The organism is Paenibacillus germinis, from assembly GCF_013141785.1.
In the GTDB taxonomy this organism is placed as follows: domain Bacteria; phylum Bacillota; class Bacilli; order Paenibacillales; family NBRC-103111; genus Paenibacillus_E; species Paenibacillus_E phytorum.
In genome coordinates this window covers 1-17813 of sequence record NZ_WHOC01000039.1, presented here as the reverse complement: position 1 = coordinate 17813, position 17813 = coordinate 1, and the positions used below count along the sequence as shown (strand labels likewise).

The 17813-nt window shown below is 44.6% G+C and carries 15 protein-coding genes; 12 read left to right on the top strand and 3 right to left on the bottom strand.

The window, feature by feature from the left end; translation table 11 throughout:
* The first annotated feature begins 238 nt into the window (after nucleotides 1–238).
* Both GC102_RS07530 and GC102_RS07525 read left to right on the top strand, forming a co-directional pair.
* Nucleotides 239–1294 (top strand): glycoside hydrolase family 88 protein, encoded by a 1056-nt coding sequence (locus tag GC102_RS07530; RefSeq protein ID WP_171688931.1) that lies wholly within the window; start codon nucleotides 239–241, stop codon nucleotides 1292–1294.
* A 36-nt stretch (nucleotides 1295–1330) separates the two neighbouring features.
* Entirely contained in the window at nucleotides 1331–3376 is a 2046-nt protein-coding gene (locus GC102_RS07525) for a heparinase II/III domain-containing protein (protein WP_171688930.1), read from the top strand.
* Nucleotides 3377–3414: 38 nt separating this feature from the next.
* Here GC102_RS07525 and GC102_RS07520 read toward each other — a convergent pair whose 3' ends face one another.
* A complete protein-coding gene (locus GC102_RS07520; protein WP_171688929.1) occupies nucleotides 3415–4224 on the bottom strand; it encodes an AraC family transcriptional regulator in 810 nt (269 codons plus the stop codon).
* 131 nt (nucleotides 4225–4355) lie between these two features.
* On the opposite strand from GC102_RS07520, the gene GC102_RS07515 reads away from it, so the two are divergent.
* The 3 genes from GC102_RS07515 to GC102_RS07505 are packed head-to-tail and all read left to right on the top strand — an operon-like array spanning nucleotide 4356 to nucleotide 6858.
* The gene (locus GC102_RS07515; RefSeq protein ID WP_171688928.1) at nucleotides 4356–5063 is read left to right on the top strand and encodes an RraA family protein; all 708 of its coding nucleotides are present in this window, start codon (nucleotides 4356–4358) and stop codon (nucleotides 5061–5063) included.
* 27 nt (nucleotides 5064–5090) lie between these two features.
* A complete protein-coding gene (locus GC102_RS07510) occupies nucleotides 5091–6122 on the top strand; it encodes a zinc-dependent alcohol dehydrogenase (protein ID WP_171688927.1) in 1032 nt (343 codons plus the stop codon).
* 22 nt (nucleotides 6123–6144) lie between these two features.
* On the top strand, nucleotides 6145–6858 hold the full coding sequence (locus tag GC102_RS07505; protein ID WP_171688926.1) for an SDR family oxidoreductase: 714 nt from the start codon (nucleotides 6145–6147) through the stop codon (nucleotides 6856–6858).
* 49 nt (nucleotides 6859–6907) lie between these two features.
* Here GC102_RS07505 and GC102_RS07500 read toward each other — a convergent pair whose 3' ends face one another.
* Nucleotides 6908–7708: a WYL domain-containing protein gene (locus tag GC102_RS07500; protein ID WP_171688925.1), complete on the bottom strand. Its 801-nt coding sequence runs from the start codon at nucleotides 7706–7708 to the stop codon at nucleotides 6908–6910.
* On the bottom strand, nucleotides 7683–9008 hold the full coding sequence (locus tag GC102_RS07495) for a helix-turn-helix transcriptional regulator (RefSeq protein ID WP_171688924.1): 1326 nt from the start codon (nucleotides 9006–9008) through the stop codon (nucleotides 7683–7685). The genes GC102_RS07500 and GC102_RS07495 overlap by 26 nt, the downstream gene beginning before the upstream one ends.
* Nucleotides 9009–9166: 158 nt before the next feature.
* Here GC102_RS07495 and GC102_RS07490 point away from each other — a divergent pair, with 158 nt between their 5' ends.
* The 7 genes from GC102_RS07490 (at nucleotide 9167) to GC102_RS07460 (ending at nucleotide 17462) form a co-directional block, all read left to right on the top strand.
* Entirely contained in the window at nucleotides 9167–10585 is a 1419-nt protein-coding gene (locus tag GC102_RS07490; RefSeq protein ID WP_171688923.1) for an RtcB family protein, read from the top strand.
* 503 nt (nucleotides 10586–11088) lie between these two features.
* Nucleotides 11089–12201: a slipin family protein gene (locus GC102_RS07485; protein WP_171688922.1), complete on the top strand. Its 1113-nt coding sequence runs from the start codon at nucleotides 11089–11091 to the stop codon at nucleotides 12199–12201.
* A gap of 315 nt (nucleotides 12202–12516) precedes the next feature.
* Nucleotides 12517–13299, top strand: a complete 783-nt coding sequence (locus GC102_RS07480; protein WP_171688921.1) for a nucleotidyltransferase domain-containing protein — start codon at nucleotides 12517–12519, stop codon at nucleotides 13297–13299.
* Between the two features lie 15 nt (nucleotides 13300–13314).
* On the top strand, nucleotides 13315–14736 hold the full coding sequence (locus GC102_RS07475; RefSeq protein ID WP_171688920.1) for an RtcB family protein: 1422 nt from the start codon (nucleotides 13315–13317) through the stop codon (nucleotides 14734–14736).
* Nucleotides 14733–16043, top strand: a complete 1311-nt coding sequence (locus GC102_RS07470; protein WP_171688919.1) for an AAA family ATPase — start codon at nucleotides 14733–14735, stop codon at nucleotides 16041–16043. The genes GC102_RS07475 and GC102_RS07470 overlap by 4 nt, the downstream gene beginning before the upstream one ends.
* 41 nt (nucleotides 16044–16084) lie before the next feature.
* The gene (locus GC102_RS07465) at nucleotides 16085–16663 is read left to right on the top strand and encodes an RNA 2'-phosphotransferase (RefSeq protein ID WP_171688918.1); all 579 of its coding nucleotides are present in this window, start codon (nucleotides 16085–16087) and stop codon (nucleotides 16661–16663) included.
* Nucleotides 16656–17462, top strand: a complete 807-nt coding sequence (locus GC102_RS07460; protein WP_171688917.1) for a TatD family hydrolase — start codon at nucleotides 16656–16658, stop codon at nucleotides 17460–17462. Before GC102_RS07465 ends, GC102_RS07460 begins: the two co-directional genes overlap by 8 nt.
* Nucleotides 17463–17813: the final 351 nt, after the last annotated feature.

The following is a 17813-nucleotide window of genomic DNA, read 5'->3' as shown; positions in this document are numbered from 1 at the left end:
ATCCTCTAATTTTTTTGGATAAGTAAAACTCATCCAAATGACTTTTGTTAACTATAGTCTCTAAGCCCAAATATTCAGCGAATAAGATAAAAAATAACTGTTTCATTCATGTTATTAATCAACACGAAAATATAGAATTAGGTTTGTAATTAAAGTCTTAAGTCCATGTCGTTTGATCTTTTTCAAAGATGAAACGAGAAACGAATTTTACAAATTATTTTAAGGAGGATTGCTGCTTGTGAATCCATTGTACATGTCGCAAAAGCTATACGAGCACTTCGAACATATAGACGAGGTAAAGCATTATTACGGCTTATTGTCCATCTACGCGCTGCTGCAAACTGCTGAAGAGAAGCAGGATCCGGTACTGCTAGAGAAATGCAAACACATCTTGTCTCGCTTTCCGGACCGAATTGAGCACCCGCGTTACAATTTTCCGAGCTACCGTATCGGCGGTATCCCCAAGGCTTATGCACTGATGAAAGGCTATATGCCAGAGGCGAGCAATCAGGTGAGAGAATATGCCGAGGAAATGATGACTGCAGCACGGGACCGTAAAGGCATTATGTCGTACCCGTATGATCCTGAGAAGGAATTAATATGGATCGATGTCGCTATGGCGGTCACTCCGTATTTGCTATTCGCGGGACTTGCGCTTGACGAACGGCGATATATCGATGAAGCGGCCAATCAAACGTTTCTTATGTATGAGGAATTTCTCAATCCCGACAACGGACTGCTTCATCAAAGCAAGAATTGGGCCGGACCGGGCAAATATTCCGAGGATCACTGGAGTAGGGGGAATGGATGGGGATATTTACCGTTAGCTGAGCTTGTGCAGTATCTTCCGCCAAATTCCGTCCATCGGCCGAAGGCGGAGAAATATTTCAAGAATTTATCGGCTGCTCTGCTTCCCTATCAGTCTAAGCGCGGCTTGTGGAGACAGGAAATTCCGTTTGAATACTCTTATGAGGAAACATCGGGAACAGGACTAATCCTATATGGAATCGGCATTGGTTTGAGATCAGGATTATTAGACAAGGAAATGTATTTTCCCGCCCTTCAGAGAGGCATTGAAGGTCTGAATAAAATTAGCATCAATCCGGATTTTTCCACGGAACGCAGTTGTCCAGGGTGTCTGTGTCCAGGTGAAGGCGAGAATAAAGGTACCGTGCAGTCCTATGTAACATTGATGCTGCCGCATCGAGATGAACATCATAGCTTCGCACCGCTAATGTTTTCTATGGTTGAGGCGTACCGAAACGGAATCTATGATGTTCCTCGCAATGACTGATCATTAATCAAGTAGCGATGATGGGAGGTCTTGGCTTTGGGAAGAATTCTCGGAAACTTGGAGGAATTACGCAGTCGTATTTACATGGATACAGGTAAAATAAATGATCTTTGGACATCGATGGAGGAGCGGGTCAAGGAGTATACGAAATCTCCAGGTTTGATGCAGCCGGGAGATACACAGGAATGGTGGCACCTGATTTGGGAAAGACTCAGCGATGCTGCCTTTGTGCAAGCTGTCAAACCGAGTGAAGAGCTGCAAATGTGGCTTAGAGAGATTGTGCTTGAGATCTGTGATAAACCAATCGATGAATGGATCGGACCTTGGTTCAGGCAAAGAAGCATTCCCATCATGGGAACGTTGGAAACGGCTCATACCTCAATCGCTATCGCAACCGTTATTGACTTGAGTCCAGAACTATTCAGTGATGAGGAACTATTCAATATTAAGATCACATTGAGAACCAAGGGGATGGATCCGTGTAAGGCTGCAATTACTCAATATTTGAATGCGAGAGATCAACTTAGCAATTGGTTTATGGTTCTATTAAACGCTATAGGGACGGTCGCAGCGGTACTGGATGATCAGGAATCCGTTACGGAAACCTTGGAACTATACAAAATTGCGGCTGCGTTCTATAACGAAGATAGCTACGGCGAGTCGGTGCAATACAGCAATTATGCAACCATTCATTTAAGCCATTTGCGAGAAATCCTGACGCGATACGATCCGAACCTCGAAGAGGATCTGGACATTGGGTGTTATGCGAAGTTGATGCCTTGGTATGCAGCGAGCTTTATGTATATGAAGCCGCTTGAGGGATGGGGATTGGAGCGATATCCCAGAACTGTGAACTTTGGCGATAGCTCAGCTATGTTTCGCCCGTCTGGGGATGTACTGCTTCATGTAGCTGTCCGAGCCAAACGACAGTTCCCGGTTGAGTCCGGTATAGCGCGCTGGTTATTCGAACGATTGTACGAAAATCCACGATTAGAACCTGATGAGGGTGCATCTTTCGGTTTTAATAATAGCTTCCAGTTTCTCAGCATTCTACTTTATCAAGAAGCAGCGGAAGCGTTGACGCCGGAACAGGCAGGGATTCCGCTCCTGTCGTCGTTTGAGGTAGGTAATATCATTGCAAGAGATCGCTGGGAGCAGCCGGTTACTGTGCTGGCCATTCAAGGGGGCTTCAAGCCGCATCGTATTGCTGCTCATCGGCATGAGGACCAGAATAGCTTTATTCTGTCACATAGGCAGGAACGTTTTTTTGTCGACCCAGGTCACTGCTGCTATAGGTTGAGAACACAGGACTTCACGAAATCCACGACTTCGCACAATACATGGAGTTTTGAAGTGGAGGATAAGGGTGGAAAACCGTTTGTGATCGAACAGAAGCCCGTACACGGGAACATTTACAAGCCGACGCTCCTGTTTAATCATAATCGTATTGTTAAAGAATTGGATGGCATTTATGTCGTCCGATCAGATGCGGCAGAGCTTTACGGTGAGCCGATCCGCAGAGCAGAGCGGTCATGGATCACAGCGATGCCTCACACCCTTTTTATCATCGACAGAATTCAAGCTGACCGTCCGGTTAAGGTGAGGAGCCACTTTGTGATTAATAACCGTGATAATCGGCTAAAAGCAAAGGTGGCTGCAGAAACGAAGCTAGTATTCAGGCGAAACGAGGCGGGAATGAAATTTTTTCAAGTGAGCGCTACGTCAGATGGGGAGATTAACTCAAACCACCTGTCGTTGGACTGGGGATATGTTCACGATTGTTATCATCCGCTGCCGAATCAAAAGGGTCAAGGGGCGGAAGGGAGCGCTTCCATATTTCGGTATGAGAGCGAGAGGTATCAGACACAGCACACCATCATTTATGCCATTGCAATGGATGATACGGATACGGTAAGGCACTGGCACATCCTACCATTATCGGACCGCCATTTCTATGTGGAGCCTCCGGCAAAGACGGGGGGATATTCCTTACAGTTGATGGAGAATGAAGAGTTGATTGTCAAGGATCATTCGAGTGGTCGGGAGTACCTCATTAGCCAAAACGATATGACAGTGCGTTAAGGAAAAGACTTAGTGAGATCTTTGCGTGTTATCGCCTATTATCCTGTGATGTAATCGGAAGGGTTCGCGCCTGTCAACTTTTTGAATAAGCGACTGAAATAGTAGATATCCTGAAAGCCTACCGACAACGCTGCTTCCGTCACGTTACATTCTCCGCTGAGCAAGAGATCCTTGGCTTTGTTAATACGAATATGGTTCTGGTATTGTATGGCAGTCATACCAGTGATTTTTTTGAACAACAAACGAAAATGAGAATCACTCATGCCCACGAGCTTTGCAAGCTCATCGATGGAAAAATGGTTCTTATAATTGGATAGAATTAAGTTGGCTGTTTGCTCGATCGCGTTATAGTGGGCAGACCCGTGAGTCGTCCGATCCTGTTCTTTGATCAGGTGATACAGAATATCCATGATGATGCTTTTGCATTTTATAACGAAACCGCTCCGCTTGCCGGACCAAACCAGATTAAGCTCTGCGAAAAGGGACGGAAGCCTGTATAGATGCGGGCTGCGAGTCACATGATCCAATCGGTCCAAAGCTTCCTTGGAACTTTCGTTAAGGAATTGAATGCCGAATGCCACTGTATAAAAGGACCAGGGATTCATCGGATTAGAGGAAGCTGAACGCACAAGGCCTTTAGGGAAAAACAGCAGATCCCCTTTCTTAACACTTATTTCTTTTCCATTAATTCCGTATAAAGCCTCACCATCCTTGCAGAAAGCGATAATATAGGCCTCGTGATTGACGATCCTGTCATATCTCCAATGAGGATTCGGTTCCCGTTCGTAGACATTTCCGATGCTTGATATGTTGAAGTCATAATCATTTTGTACATGAATATTAGACATTGGTTCATCGCTCCATCGAAATAAGATTGTTATTTTTATTATAATAACGCAGTTAGATGAATGTCCAGCTATTAAGTAAGCTTTATCGATAATAATCAATTCGTACAAATCAAATAGTGGAGGGAAACAAGATGAATTTGGATCAATTGAAAGCCAATCGAAGCAAAAGGGAGCTCAAGCCGCTTCCTATCTCCGATAAGGAGCTGTGCGAGCGCTTTAGCCAAGTGTTTACAGCAGCTGTAAACGATGTATTAAGGGAGAACGGGCTTCTTCATCAAGTCCTGCCGAGCAACATCATGCCTTTGAAGGATGAGATGGTGTTATGTGGTGTGGCATTCACGGTCAAGGGCTCGAAGAATCTCACTTTGGAAAGCGAAATGGAGCAGCGGGCCAAAATGCTGGAGGAAATCGGCGACGGCTCGGTGGTCGTATGGGATACGAGTGAGGATGATGAGTCGGCGCAGTGGGGGGAAGTGATGACCATGGCGTCCAAACTGCGAGGTTGCAAAGGGGCCGTGGTTGACGGAGGGGTCCGGGATACGAACAAGGTTCTGGAGCTTGAGTTCCCCGTGTTTTGTAAATACAGGACCTCCAACGGCATGCTCGGAAGATTTCGCATGATCGATTGGCAAATTCCCGTGATGATCGGCCAAGTGTTCATTTATCCAGGGGATATTATTTTCGGAGACATTGATGGTGTTATCGTAATTCCCAGAGACATTGCCTATGACGTCCTTCTCAGGTCTGAGTATATCAAAGAAAACGAGAAAGAGATTAAGCAAATGGTGTTAGATGGACTAACGCCGACGGAAGTTGTGAAAAAGGGTGGATATTTTTAACGAAAAAGATCAAAGGGAGGAATAAACATGAAAGCAGCCGTATTGACGAATTGGGAAAATATTGAGATTCAAGATGTACCGGTTCCCGAACTAGGGGAGGAAGAATGCCTCATCAAAGTCAGGTATGCGGGAATTTGCGGTACGGACCTCCATATTTATGAAGGGCATCATCCGACAGCGAAAACACCTGTCACAATGGGGCATGAGTTTGTCGGGACAATCGAACAAATAAACACGAAGCGCGAGACCTCTTTTAAAATAGGCGATAGGGTGGTTGTTGAGCCCCTAATCAGCTGCGGAACATGCGAAGCTTGCAAGGAAGGTAATTGGCATGTTTGCAGGAGCCTTAAGCTCCTCGGCATTCATACGAACGGAGGTTTTGCCGAATATTTGAAAGCATCTCTGGCTAAGGTGATTAAGGTCGACGACGCGCTTTCAGACCGGCTTGCGGCCATGACGGAGCCGTTTGCAGTGGGATTTCACGTGAATCGAAGAGCCGGTGTGAAAAATGGTGATCGTGTATTAGTCATTGGTGGAGGACCCATTGGCTTGATCGTTGGTTTGGTCGCGCGGGAAGGCGGTGCTTCACAGGTCGTATTCTCAGAGATTAAACCTGCTAGGGTCGAGCAGATCCACTCGTTCGGTTTTAGAGATGTGATTAATCCAGCTGTGGAAGACGGTGTGAAAAGGGCGAACGATTTGACTGCTGAAGAAGGCTTTGACATTGTCATCGAAGTGTCCGGATCCCAAGCGGGAATCCTTTTTGCCACACAAGCGTGTAGGATAAGGGGGACGGTTGTCTTCGTTGGTTTCCCAGGCAAACTACCGCAATTAAATATACTGCAAGGAATTTTTAAGGAACTTACCATGATGGGAAGCCGCGTGTATACGTTCGGTGATTTTCAGAAAACGGTTAAAATGCTTGGGAATATGGCCGCTTCAAACACTTGTGATCTGGAGAAGCTCATCACCGACATTTGCCCATTGGAACAACTGGAGACATCTATCCAATCCATGAAAGCAGGCAAAAATAACGGGAAAATATTAATTGAATTTTAGAGAAAGGGAGGATGTCGTTCGGATGAATCTGTTAAAAGATAAAGTCGTTGTCATCATCGGCGCTGGCGGGGGTATGGGCCAAGCCGTCGCCAAGGCATTAGCTGCAGAAGGGGCAAGGCTTGCATTGGGATCACGAAGTGAGCAAGCTTTAGAAGAACTGACTTCTGGACTTGTAAGGGACGGAGCCGAAGCCGTTTGTAAGGCATTAGACGTAACGAGTGAGCAAGAAGTACAGGCATTCTTCGACATGGCGTCACAGACCTTTGGCCACCTTGATGTGCTATTGAATTTGGCGGGTTTAAGTATTCCAGCTTCGATTGTTGAGATGTCCGTGGAGCAATATGAACAATCCATTGATGTGAATCTGAAGGGCACTTTCCTTTGCTCTAAACATTTTATTCCGCATGTTAACACGGAGCAGGGGGCTTTGATTGTCAACATAGGATCCATGGCTGCCAAACGGGCGAACCCTGGAGCGCCCCTTTATTGTACTGCCAAGGCTGCTGTCAATATGTTCTCCCAGGGACTGGCCTTACAGTTGGCGGAGAAAAATATTCGAGTCACCACTTTAAACCCGGGAGCTACGGATAGCGGCTTTTGGGGAACGCGAGCGCTGGCGAGGGACAAATTCATGACTACCACAGATGTAGCTGAAATGCTGATGCTCGTACTTCAAATGAATCCACGAGTCGTTGTTCATGAAATCAATTTTGAATCGTTTGCAGTGTTTAAGTAGATCCATAGAACGGATAGCCAACCCTCTGGTATTTTTTCGGAGGGTTGTTTTAGGACTCCCCGTACCTAGCCAAAGCTTTCTTGGCCGATTCAAGCATTCTCCTTTGCAAATGCTCGCCTTGGATGACGCGCACCCTCTTACCCAAGAAGCGAAGTTTGCTAAGGACATATTCGGCTTCATTATTTAGAAAGGTTAATCGGATTGTATATTTTTCCTGAGTTTCATCGTAATCAACTTGCTTCTCAAAGCAAGAGAAGGCATATAAAATCCGGGACAATTCTCGATTGTACTCCTTTATAACCTCAATCGTTGCATGAATCTGACGTTTTTGCAGCAGTTTCTCTATGTCTAAACCAATTTGGGCGACTCGCTCAGGAGAGATGAACAACTCTTTGATCGATTCGATTTTATCGAGCTTTGAACTCATCATTGCCCGATGTCTGATGTGATACCAGAGCAAGTACCATTCTTTTTTTACCAAAGAATACTCAAGCTTGTAGGGGAAAGCCATTTCATTGGAAAAGGTCTGATCATCTTTCACGCTGTAAGTGAGTTGGATAGCGGCTTGACTCGTAATGAACCGACGTAATGCGCGAAGCATCGGGTGATAAACTAGCTTCTCCTTACTTCTAGCTTTCTCAATAAAGGCATCAGCAAAATCCAAGGTGTTCTCATCAACTAACACAGATTCAAGCTTTTCTAATGTCACTGGAGTGAAAGCATGGGACGCTGAAGGGTGGTTAAGCATGGTTTTCAGCCATGACCTTTCCTGTGAGGTGATCATGAAAGTGCCCGAATTCTCTAGCCTCGTAATCATTTGATAGTTAAATATTTTCTCGAACAGGTTCATAATACGCCTCAAGCTCCTTCCACTCCGCTATCATCTCATTCCGAAAATAGATCGGTTCAAGCACTTCGCAGCTAGATCCGAAGCTTCTAATCCAAGGCTTAATTTCCGTAGTTCCATTAACCTTAATTTCGAAAATAAACGAATCTATCTGTTCTTCTGTAATCTCTCCCCACTGCCCCTGAAGTAGGACACGATCTTTAATGAAATTCGGCCCCGTATCGCCTGGATTAAAAAATCTTACTTTCAAGGTAACCGAACGTCCGGTATCAAGGACCCAACTATGCTTTATATTCTCTTCCAATACACTTTTCTTCTCATCAAAAAGGATTGAGTCGACAGTCTCACCTTGCTCAATCTGAGTCATGCCTTCCATGCGATATTTCTTAATACCATGTCGTGATTCATAGGCAAGCAGGTACCATCGTCCATATTGGTGATCGTAGACAATTTTGAGCGGTAATGTTTTCTGCAGTTTCCCTTCCATTTCCCGTTCAAATAAGGGATTTGTGTTTTTCGATGAATAGGATTGCGAATTTTTGGGTGAAAAGTATAAGAACTCGATTTTGCGACGGTTTTGGATTGCTGATAAAAGGATGGACAGATGTGCTTCATCCAAAATGCGTGAGTGGTAATGATACTTATAAAGAAATGGCTCTATGGGTGCCGGTTCCGATGAGGTCCGATTCATATGCTTTTTTAGCCCGTCTCGCAGTAAATAGCCTTGAACCGACGGTACCTGCGTATTCGACATCACATCAATGAAATCATACAGATCAATTAGCTCATCAAGCGTAAGCTCTTGGATTAAATCATTATGTATGCGATAACGATAGGGGCGTGGTCCAGGTACTTTTTTAATGACACCGACTTCTTCGAGATATTTCAAGTCATTTCGAACCGTTTTCTCATCAGGAAGTGAGGAATCGGTTTGGATACCTTTACAACATACATCCAACAGCTCAATAGCGGTAAGTGCCTGCTCATTCAAAGCAGCAAGAAGCGTAGATATTCGCTGACTTTCGGATTCTTTCAATGACTTCGCTCGAAATAAGAACAGCAGCATAGGATCCGTTGAATCGAAATAGCTATAGCGCAGCATCTCAGCGAGTTCTTTCCTTTGCGCATCAGGAACCTGCTGATACATCGTAGCTACGATTTCTTTTAATCGGCGTAATGTTTTATCAAAAGTATGAACCGAGATACCCAACCTCTCGGCAAATTGCTGACGACTATACGCGCCACTAGTGAGGACAAGCATTCGCAGAAATTGAATTTCTTTATCAAAGCTTTCCTTAGCCATTTGAATCCCTCGCTCTTCATTTCAACCTTATCTTATTGTAACAGGGGAGAGATATGGAGAAAATGGAAAACTTTTTCACCTGTCGTCATACTTTCACCATGTTCGCTCGATCCTAAATAAGCGATGATAGCTTTAGAAGAAAAACGGAGGTTAACCAAATGGATATGATAACAAAAGCACACGGAAATAATCATTATGAAATGGAACTAGCGCATGGTAATCTGCACGTTTTTGCTAACGCGGATGTGTTCCAATCCTTTGAAAACAAAGTATTCGAAATGGCAGATAATAACCTGCGGATTCCGCGGAATGTGCATATGAGCTACACCCCGGATGCCCATGTTGGCATTGGTACTTGCATTGGGACAACGGCAGTCTGGAGTATGAAAGACGGGTTCGTTTCCCCATCTATTGTCGGTGTAGATATCGGCTGCGGCATGCGTGTTCATACGACATCCCTGCATAAACGTGACATTCAAGACAAGGGTGTTCGCAGAGCGCTGATCAAAGCAATCGAGAAATATGTTCCAACCAATGAGCGAACGAATACGAATTATTCTGATATCGATATCATGGAAGTCGTTCAAAACGGATTAAAAGGACTTCCTGAGAAATATGTTCCGAATGAACAGTGGCTTACGCATGTAGAAGAATCTACGTTCAAGTTCGACCACGCCTACCTGGAGAATTTGCCAGCAAAAATCCGTAAATATGCCCACGGGCAGCTTGGGACACTTGGTGGCGGGAACCATTTTATAGAGATTCAGTATCTAGAAGTGGCAGATGCTCATAAGGATTTGGCTGCAAAATGGGGCTTGTTCGACGGTCAGGTTGTCGTCATGATTCACTCCGGATCACGTGCATGGGGAGCTATGTTGGGTCAAGAATTCACCAAGGTTTTCAGAGAAGTCATGCAAAGCTGGGGAATTGAAAATCCCGACCGGAATCTCTTATATGCTCCTATTGCAAGTCATGAAGGGCAAACCTACTTAAATTTGATGTATTCCGCACTCAATTTTGCAGTAAGTAATCGACATATGATTGCCTTTGGCGTGCGTGAAGCTTTCAGAGAAGTTTTTGGCGAAGATGAAGATCTGCCTGTTCTCTATGACCTTATGCATAACTATGCGCTAAAAGAGTTTCACCGCAATCAGCCGATGCTCGTTCATCGGAAGGGAGCGACAAGAGCGCTGCCTCCAGGTCATTTCCTGAATACAGCTGCATACAAAGAAACCGGCCATCCGGCATTAATCCCTGGTTCGATGGGAACCTCATCCTACATTATGGTGGGGAGAGAAGAAGGGCTGAAAAACTTCTACTCCATTTGCCACGGTGCGGGCAGAGCAAGATCACGGAAAGCAACAAAAGAGCTTGTCACCGTCGATCAATTCGCGCAATCCCTCAAAGTTGGAACGGATGAAGAGATACTTGTTAATCATCGTTCCCTGCAAACGATTCTTGATGAATGTCCGCAAGCCTATAAGGATGTGGATCAGATTATTGATAGTGTTGTGGGCGCATCGCTAGCAGATGTGGTGGCGACCTGTAAGCCGATGGTTGCGATTAAAGGCGTTTAGTAAATTGTAGTGATGATAGACGTCAATGGACGTATAATCATAAATTTGGATGTATGTACGGATGACTTTACCTAGGCTAGGATTTCAAAATAGTCCGGCAGTGCTCACACATCTCTATGTGTTTGTATACTGTAATGTTCATTTCGGCGTACATTCCCCAGGTGCAGGGGTTCGAATCCCCTATCGTGTGGAACGATTAGCTCAGTGGTAGAGCACTCGACTTTCAATCGAGCAAAAAACATCCCAAATTGATCGTGTACTGGAGTCTTCTGTGGCTTTCAAATTGCACACTGCGCTATGGCTATGCAGTCTGCAGATACCGATTGCAAGAATGTTTACAACCATTTGTTAATAAACGGGAAGATAGACGGTTTGCTTAAGTAACCTGACAACTCCAACTAGTTTCAAATGGTTGTTATTCATTACTTGTATTCTTAAGCAGAATTCCGCCCTACTCGCAGGAGGACTCCAAATACGTGATCTATCATTCAAGGAGGGTTAACATGTTTAAAAAAGTGACGATACAAAATGACGAACGAGGCCTGCTTTTTCGTAAAGGCAGCTACTATAAAAGCTTACAACCGGGCACTTATCGGTTTTCTCCATTTTCGGAAGATACTGTTGTTGTTCTAAATATCATGACCCCTTTTAACGTAAAAGGGAAAGATCTTCAGTTGTTTATGCATGATGATAAACTCATACAAGAGCTGGATATTGTGCAGGTTCAAGACTACGAATATGTTCTGCATTATGAAGATGCCAAATTCGTTGGTTTGTTGACAGCTGGAAGCTATGCTTTTTGGAATGTTTTGAAAAAGCATACCTATCTTCGTGCAGATATACGTAATCCTGAATTACCCAATGAAATTGATCCAGCGATCATTCCGAAGCTAATTGGTTACTATCAAACATTTGATGTGGCTAGTCACGAAAGTGGGGCTTTGTTTTATAACCATGTCATGCAAAAGGAGCTTGCTCCTGGCAAATATTATTTCTGGAAGGGGCCAATAGGAGTCGCTGTGAAAACCGTCGACCTGCGCCAACAGCAAATGGATATGACGGGGCAAGAAATGATGACGGAGGATAAGGTGACACTTCGACTTAACTTTGTGTGCCAATATCGCATTTTGAATTCGCTTAGAGCGCTTGAAATCAAGTCGTTTGAAGAGCAAATGTACATTCAACTGCAGCTTGTTTTGCGTGAGTATGTAGGTACATTGAAATTAGATGATTTGCTGAAAATGAAACAGGAAATCGCCACCTATGTTTTGTCACGATTGAATGAGAAAAGTCTAGATTATGGGGTGCAGTTCTTATCAGCAGGTGTGAAAGATATCATTCTGCCGGGCGATATTAAGGATATCCTGAATACAGTCTTGTTGGCTGAGAAGAAGGCTCAAGCCAATCTCATTACGCGGCGTGAGGAGACTGCTTCTACACGGAGCTTGCTCAATACGGCTAAGCTTATGGATGAGAACCAAACCCTGTTTCGCTTGAAGGAGCTTGAGTTTCTTGAGAAGATATGTGAGAAAATCGGGACGATTTCTTTTAATGGTGGAGGCAGCTTATTAGAGCAGTTGAACTCACTGGTTGGAGATAAAAACATTTCTAAGTAATGATAAATTTTATTAATAGGAACGATCATTAAAATTAATCTTTCCGCCCGCAACGGATTGACAGTTCTTAGGTTTGACTCGTATGATGTTTGTAAATGAATGGAAAGGAGGCCGACGATATGATTCGCAATCAAATTTCTATGAATAACCTGACAATTGAAAAGCACATTATACCATCGGTCTCAATCGGACTTGTGACGAATACGTAGGTACTCTTTGAGTATTACCTAGTTAAAATTTGACATGATAAAGCCGTAGACGATGTTGGTCTATGGCTTTTTTGCGTCCACATAATACGAAGAAAGGGTGAGTCCCATGACATTTGATATGACAAAAATAGATAGTGAGCTTAAACGAATTGAAGAAGAGGAAGGCGTACGGATCCTCTATGCCTGTGAATCGGGTAGTAGAGCGTGGGGATTTCCATCGAAAGACAGTGATTATGATGTGAGGTTTATTTATGTAAGACCTGTGGATTGGTACTTATCCCTATTCGAGAAACGAGATGTTATTGAGCGTCCAATCAGCGATCAGCTGGACATCAACGGTTGGGATTTGAAGAAGGCGCTGAACTTGTTTCGCAAATCGAACCCGCCTTTGCTCGAATGGCTCCAGTCACCGATTCAGTATATGGAGCAATACGGTGTAACGGAGCAAATCCGCCAGCTTTCACCGTTAACCTTTTCACCGCGGTCCAGTATGTATCACTATTTGCATATGGCCAAAGGGAACTTTCGGGAATATTTGCAGGGTGACTATGTGAAAATCAAAAAGTATTTTTATGTGTTACGCCCAATACTGGCTTGCCAGTGGATTGAAGAGCGCGGCAGCATGCCACCGATGGAATTTGAAAATCTGGTAGAGCAAATGCTCCCGGAATCGAAATTAAAACAAGAAGTATATACGTTGTTGACGCGCAAGAAGGCTGGTGTCGAATTCGACTTAGAGCCGAAAATTACGGTAATCAACGATTATTTAGATCGACAAATTGCTTATTTTGAAGAAACTGCCAAACATATCGCTGTCTCTGGTGAAAAGCAAGAAGCAGCATTAGATGCTTTATTCCGAGATGCGCTGAGGGAGGTTTGGGGTTCATAGAGAGGAACAAAACGAATGAAAGAAAATTATTTTCAGCAGGTCCAGCTCCCATCGGGAGTTGTGCATGTATACGCAGGACCTGAGTTGTTTAAAGCGTTAGATTATCAAGTTTTTCAAATGGCCAACAACAATTTGCAGATTCCCAATCAAGTGTATATGAGCTATACGCCTGACGTACATGTCGGTGTTGGTACTTGCATAGGCACGACAGCAGTATGGAACACGCATGACGGCTATGTATCACCATCCATTGTCGGCAGCGATATAGGCTGCGGCATGAGGGTGCATATGACAAATATGCACAAGGATGAACTGAAGGATGTGAAGCTGCGCCGCAAGCTGGTGAAGACGATCGAGAAGTATTTGCCCGTTGAAGATCACGCACGTGGGCATTTCTCGGACATCCGATTGGAGAGCATCGTCACCAAAGGACTGCATGGACTTCCAAAGAAGTATATTCCCGACGGCTATACGCCTCGAAAGGCGACTTCGCTTACACATGTAGAAAGCAGTAAATTTACTTTGGATGAAAATGCATTGAATCGATTTCCGAGCCATGTTTGGCATCGGTCACACCGCCAGCTTGGGACGCTTGGGAATGGGAACCATTTTGCGGAGATTCAGTCGATAGAAATTGCGGAAGAGAACCGGGAGGTGGCTGAAGCATGGGGACTATTTGATGGTCAAGTGGTCATTATGATTCACTCGGGATCGCGTGCATGGGGCGGCTCTGTGAGTCAATATTGCAGCAGTGACATGTTGAAGGTGATGCGGATGAACGGGTTAGGAACGGCTGATCCTAAGTTGTTATTTGTACCTTTAAATCATCCGGCAGCCCAGAATTATGTAAATTTGATGTATTCAGCGCTCAATTATGCAGTTGTAAATCGCCATCTCATTGCCTATGCCATTCGTGAGGCTGGTAAAGATGTGTTTGGGTCGAAGTTTGAAATGACCACCTTGTACGATCTTATGCATAACTATGCTTGGGAGGAAAAACATGAGGGTGAGTCCTATTTTGTCCATCGAAAAGGGGCGACGAGGTCGCTTCCGGCAGGCAATCCTAACAATCCGCAGCCTTATCTAAACACAGGTCACCCAGCGTTGATTCCTGGTTCAATGGGGACAGCTTCCTACATTATGGTAGGAGCACCGGGTGGCAAAGCCAACTATCACTCCATCTGTCATGGAGCAGGGCGAATTCGCTCGCGTAGTGCGACGAAAAGATTGATAACACTGAATGAATTTGCCTCTTCCATGCGAGTAGGTACGGATGAGGAAATTGTCGTTAACCAAAGGTCGTTAGAGTCGATTCTAGATGAATCGCCGCAGGCTTACAAAGATGTAGATCAAATTATTGAAAGTGTCGTCGGAGCTGGATTGGCTGAAGTTGTAGCCAAATGTAAGCCTATGGCGGCAGTAAAAGGTGCCAAATGAAACAATTACAAAGCGTAAAAATGAATGAAGAATCATCGGCAGTATCGGCTCCTTTTAGGGCTGACGGGAGCTCGCTTAAAGCGTATGGGGACTATGCCTATGTATTAGAACGCATACAATATGTGCTGGGAGATAAATATGGTCACGACTTCGAACCCTATTTGAGTGATGATGGGAAAGAAGAGTATTGGGAGCTGCTTGAACAGGATGTGAAGACAGGATCTAGTGATGTGCAGTTCGTTACTAAGATCTTTGACCATATGGAGTCACGTGCATTCGGAATAGATGCGGAAAGTGATTCTGCGGCTTATCGCACGTATCCAACACTGCGCAATAACGTTTTTGCTTACCCGTCCTGGGGAATCGCGTTAGCTAGAGTACCTATCTTTCGCGTGAATGGCGTCGGAGAAGAGGATTTTGTTTTTGCAGTGGATGATGCGAGTCTGTTGCGTTTTCTAGAACACGCTCGGCAGCGTCGAAGAGACTTGGATCGGCGACAAGTAACTGTTTTCACAGATGGACCTCATGGCATGGAAAAGGAACTGGCTCCTATTACACGCATGGTCGACCGGACGGAGGTCATCATGAAAGACGAAGTGAAGACAGATATTTATCGCTCTATCGATCAGTTTTTTGCTGAGGATCGTGCCTTTTTCAAAGAGTATGAGCTTCCTTACAAAAGAGGCATCCTGCTTTATGGGAAGCCTGGTAATGGAAAAACAACGCTCGTTAAATCGATTGCCGGCAGCGTAAAAGCTCCTGTTGCTTATTGGCAAATAACGGAGAACACCGGTAGCGAATCTATTCAAGAGGTGTTTCAAGCTGCGGCTAACATGGCGCCAATGATTCTTGTAATTGAAGATATCGACGCTATGCCTCAGCGGGCAAGGTCGTACTTTTTAAACATTTTGGATGGTGCGACTTCCAAAGAAGGCATTTTTCTCATTGGGACAACGAATTATCCGGAGCAAATTGATCCGGCACTTATGAACCGGGCAGGGAGATTCGACCGTGCTTATGAAATCAAGCTTCCTGACCTAGAGCTGAGACAAATCTATTTGGAGCAAAAGGGGATAGGGAAGCTTCTGAGCGAAGAGATGATTCGCGTAACGGCGAAGCAAACAGAAGGGTTTACTTTTGCCCAGTTAAATGAATTGTATGTATCGGCTGCGCTTCAGTGGCATTATGAGCAAAGCGTGAATATTGAGAAGCTGGTGAAATCGATGAAGTCGGATCTTCATAAAGGGCAGACGATGTCATGGATGAAAGAGGATACGGATGTGAGGGTTGGTTTTTTGGTTAGTTGAGGAATAAACAAGTATGAATTGGATTTTAGGACGTGATTGAGATGTTACATGATAACGTACAAACAAAATTAAGTAAGTTTATGAGTAAAATATTGCGGCATTCGCCAGAACAATTCGGACTGAGCTTGGATCCTGTTGATGGTTCTTGTAAGATTGCAGATTTACTAGAAGTTCTTGGTGTACAGACGAAGTGGTCAGAGATTAAAGTAGGCGATATTGAAGAAGTAGTAGCGCGCTGCGAAAAGCAGCGCTTTGAGATTAACGGCGATCGAATCCGAGCCCGATATGGACATAGCCATGATAAAGTCAGCTATACTATGGCTGTGCCTCCTCTTGTGCTCTATCATGGCACGAATGTGCAGGCTGCTCCTTTGATTTTAAAACAGGGGTTACGTCCAATGAAGCGTCAATATGTCCATTTGTCTGAAGGACTTCATTTTGCGACGCTCGCTGGTAAACGAAGAGGGGAATTAATCATTTTAGCGATTGATACAAAGAAAGCTTCCCAGGCTGGAGTAGTCTTCTACTACGCGGGCAATGAAGTATTGCTTGCAGACGCGGTTCCTGCCGAGTTTTGCCGTGTTTATGAGGGTGAAAAAGAGGTGCGGCACAATGACTAACCATTTCATCGATATTGGTGTGAATTTAATGCATCGCTCTTTCGATCAGGACCGTGACGAAGTGGTTGCAAGGGCGTTAGCAGCGGGAGTGTCATCTTTACTTTTGACAGGTACAAGCGAAAGAAATAGCGAGGGAGCAGCGCGTTACGCCAAAAAATTTCCAGGGAAATTATTTGCAACGGCAGGGATTCATCCGCACGATACGCGCAATTGCACGGCGCATACCATTGATAAGCTGCGTCAACTGGCGAAGCTGCCTCAAGTCGTTGCCATTGGTGAGTGCGGGCTGGATTATAACCGTGATTTTTCACCTCGCGATGTGCAGCGGAAATGGTTTGAGGAACAGATTCAGCTTGCTTGCGAACTGCAAATGCCTCTTTTCTTACATGAGCGAGAGGCTCATTACGATTTTGTTCGTATAATGAAGCCGTATGTCGGTTCAATCAATAAAGCTGTTGTTCATTGCTTTACTGGGTCACTGCAAGAGCTTCAGGTATATCTGCAGCTGGGATTTTATATCGGAATCACAGGTTGGATCTGCGATGAACGTAGAGGCAAGCACCTGCGTGAGCTTGTGAAGAGAATACCCCTAGATCGTTTAATGATAGAAACCGATGCCCCATTTCTTACACCGCGGGATCTACCCGTAAAGCCGCAGGATGGCCGGAATGAGCCAGTTTTTCTACCGCACATCGCAACGACGGTTGCTGCATGCCTTGGTAAATCGGTTGAGGAAGTTGCCGAATCAATGACGAGGACAACAAAAGAATTTTTTGGATTGAATGAATTCAATATGTGAGGATTTCTCCTTTGGCTTCAACCACCTAGTCGTGTAGGTGGTACAAATAGTCATAGGGGATTTCCTCTTTTTTGACCACATAAGAAAGTATACGATTTCGGCATTCCGAAAGCTGCTTTCTTATTGGCGAATAAACTTTCCTTTTAGCGGTCGCTTATTTTTGCAAGCCCCCCGATAGAGGTTTATCTCAGCATATTTTTATATTTTTTGAGGGTTAGGGGATAAGCCGAGGATTCCTCCTATGCATGGTAAAATGAATAAGTAGAAAGGCAAGTTGTACTGAGTACAACAATTTCCTTGATTTCTCCCTGGAAAGCTAAGGATGTTGCATGTTGTACAACAATTTAGCCT

Bases quoted from the DNA above. Each gene is read 5' to 3' on its own strand.
- GC102_RS07520 (WP_171688929.1), bottom strand. From the start codon at position 4,224: ATGTCTAATATTCATGTACAAAATGATTATGACTTCAACATATCAAGC.
- GC102_RS07515 (WP_171688928.1), top strand. From the start codon at position 4,356: ATGAATTTGGATCAATTGAAAGCCAATCGAAGCAAAAGGGAGCTCAAG.
- GC102_RS07510 (WP_171688927.1), top strand. From the start codon at position 5,091: ATGAAAGCAGCCGTATTGACGAATTGGGAAAATATTGAGATTCAAGAT.
- GC102_RS07505 (WP_171688926.1), top strand. From the start codon at position 6,145: ATGAATCTGTTAAAAGATAAAGTCGTTGTCATCATCGGCGCTGGCGGG.
- GC102_RS07500 (WP_171688925.1), bottom strand. From the start codon at position 7,708: ATGAACCTGTTCGAGAAAATATTTAACTATCAAATGATTACGAGGCTA.
- GC102_RS07495 (WP_171688924.1), bottom strand. From the start codon at position 9,008: ATGGCTAAGGAAAGCTTTGATAAAGAAATTCAATTTCTGCGAATGCTT.
- GC102_RS07490 (WP_171688923.1), top strand. From the start codon at position 9,167: ATGGATATGATAACAAAAGCACACGGAAATAATCATTATGAAATGGAA.
- GC102_RS07485 (WP_171688922.1), top strand. From the start codon at position 11,089: ATGTTTAAAAAAGTGACGATACAAAATGACGAACGAGGCCTGCTTTTT.
- GC102_RS07480 (WP_171688921.1), top strand. From the start codon at position 12,517: ATGACATTTGATATGACAAAAATAGATAGTGAGCTTAAACGAATTGAA.
- GC102_RS07475 (WP_171688920.1), top strand. From the start codon at position 13,315: ATGAAAGAAAATTATTTTCAGCAGGTCCAGCTCCCATCGGGAGTTGTG.
- GC102_RS07470 (WP_171688919.1), top strand. From the start codon at position 14,733: ATGAAACAATTACAAAGCGTAAAAATGAATGAAGAATCATCGGCAGTA.
- GC102_RS07465 (WP_171688918.1), top strand. From the start codon at position 16,085: ATGTTACATGATAACGTACAAACAAAATTAAGTAAGTTTATGAGTAAA.
- GC102_RS07460 (WP_171688917.1), top strand. From the start codon at position 16,656: ATGACTAACCATTTCATCGATATTGGTGTGAATTTAATGCATCGCTCT.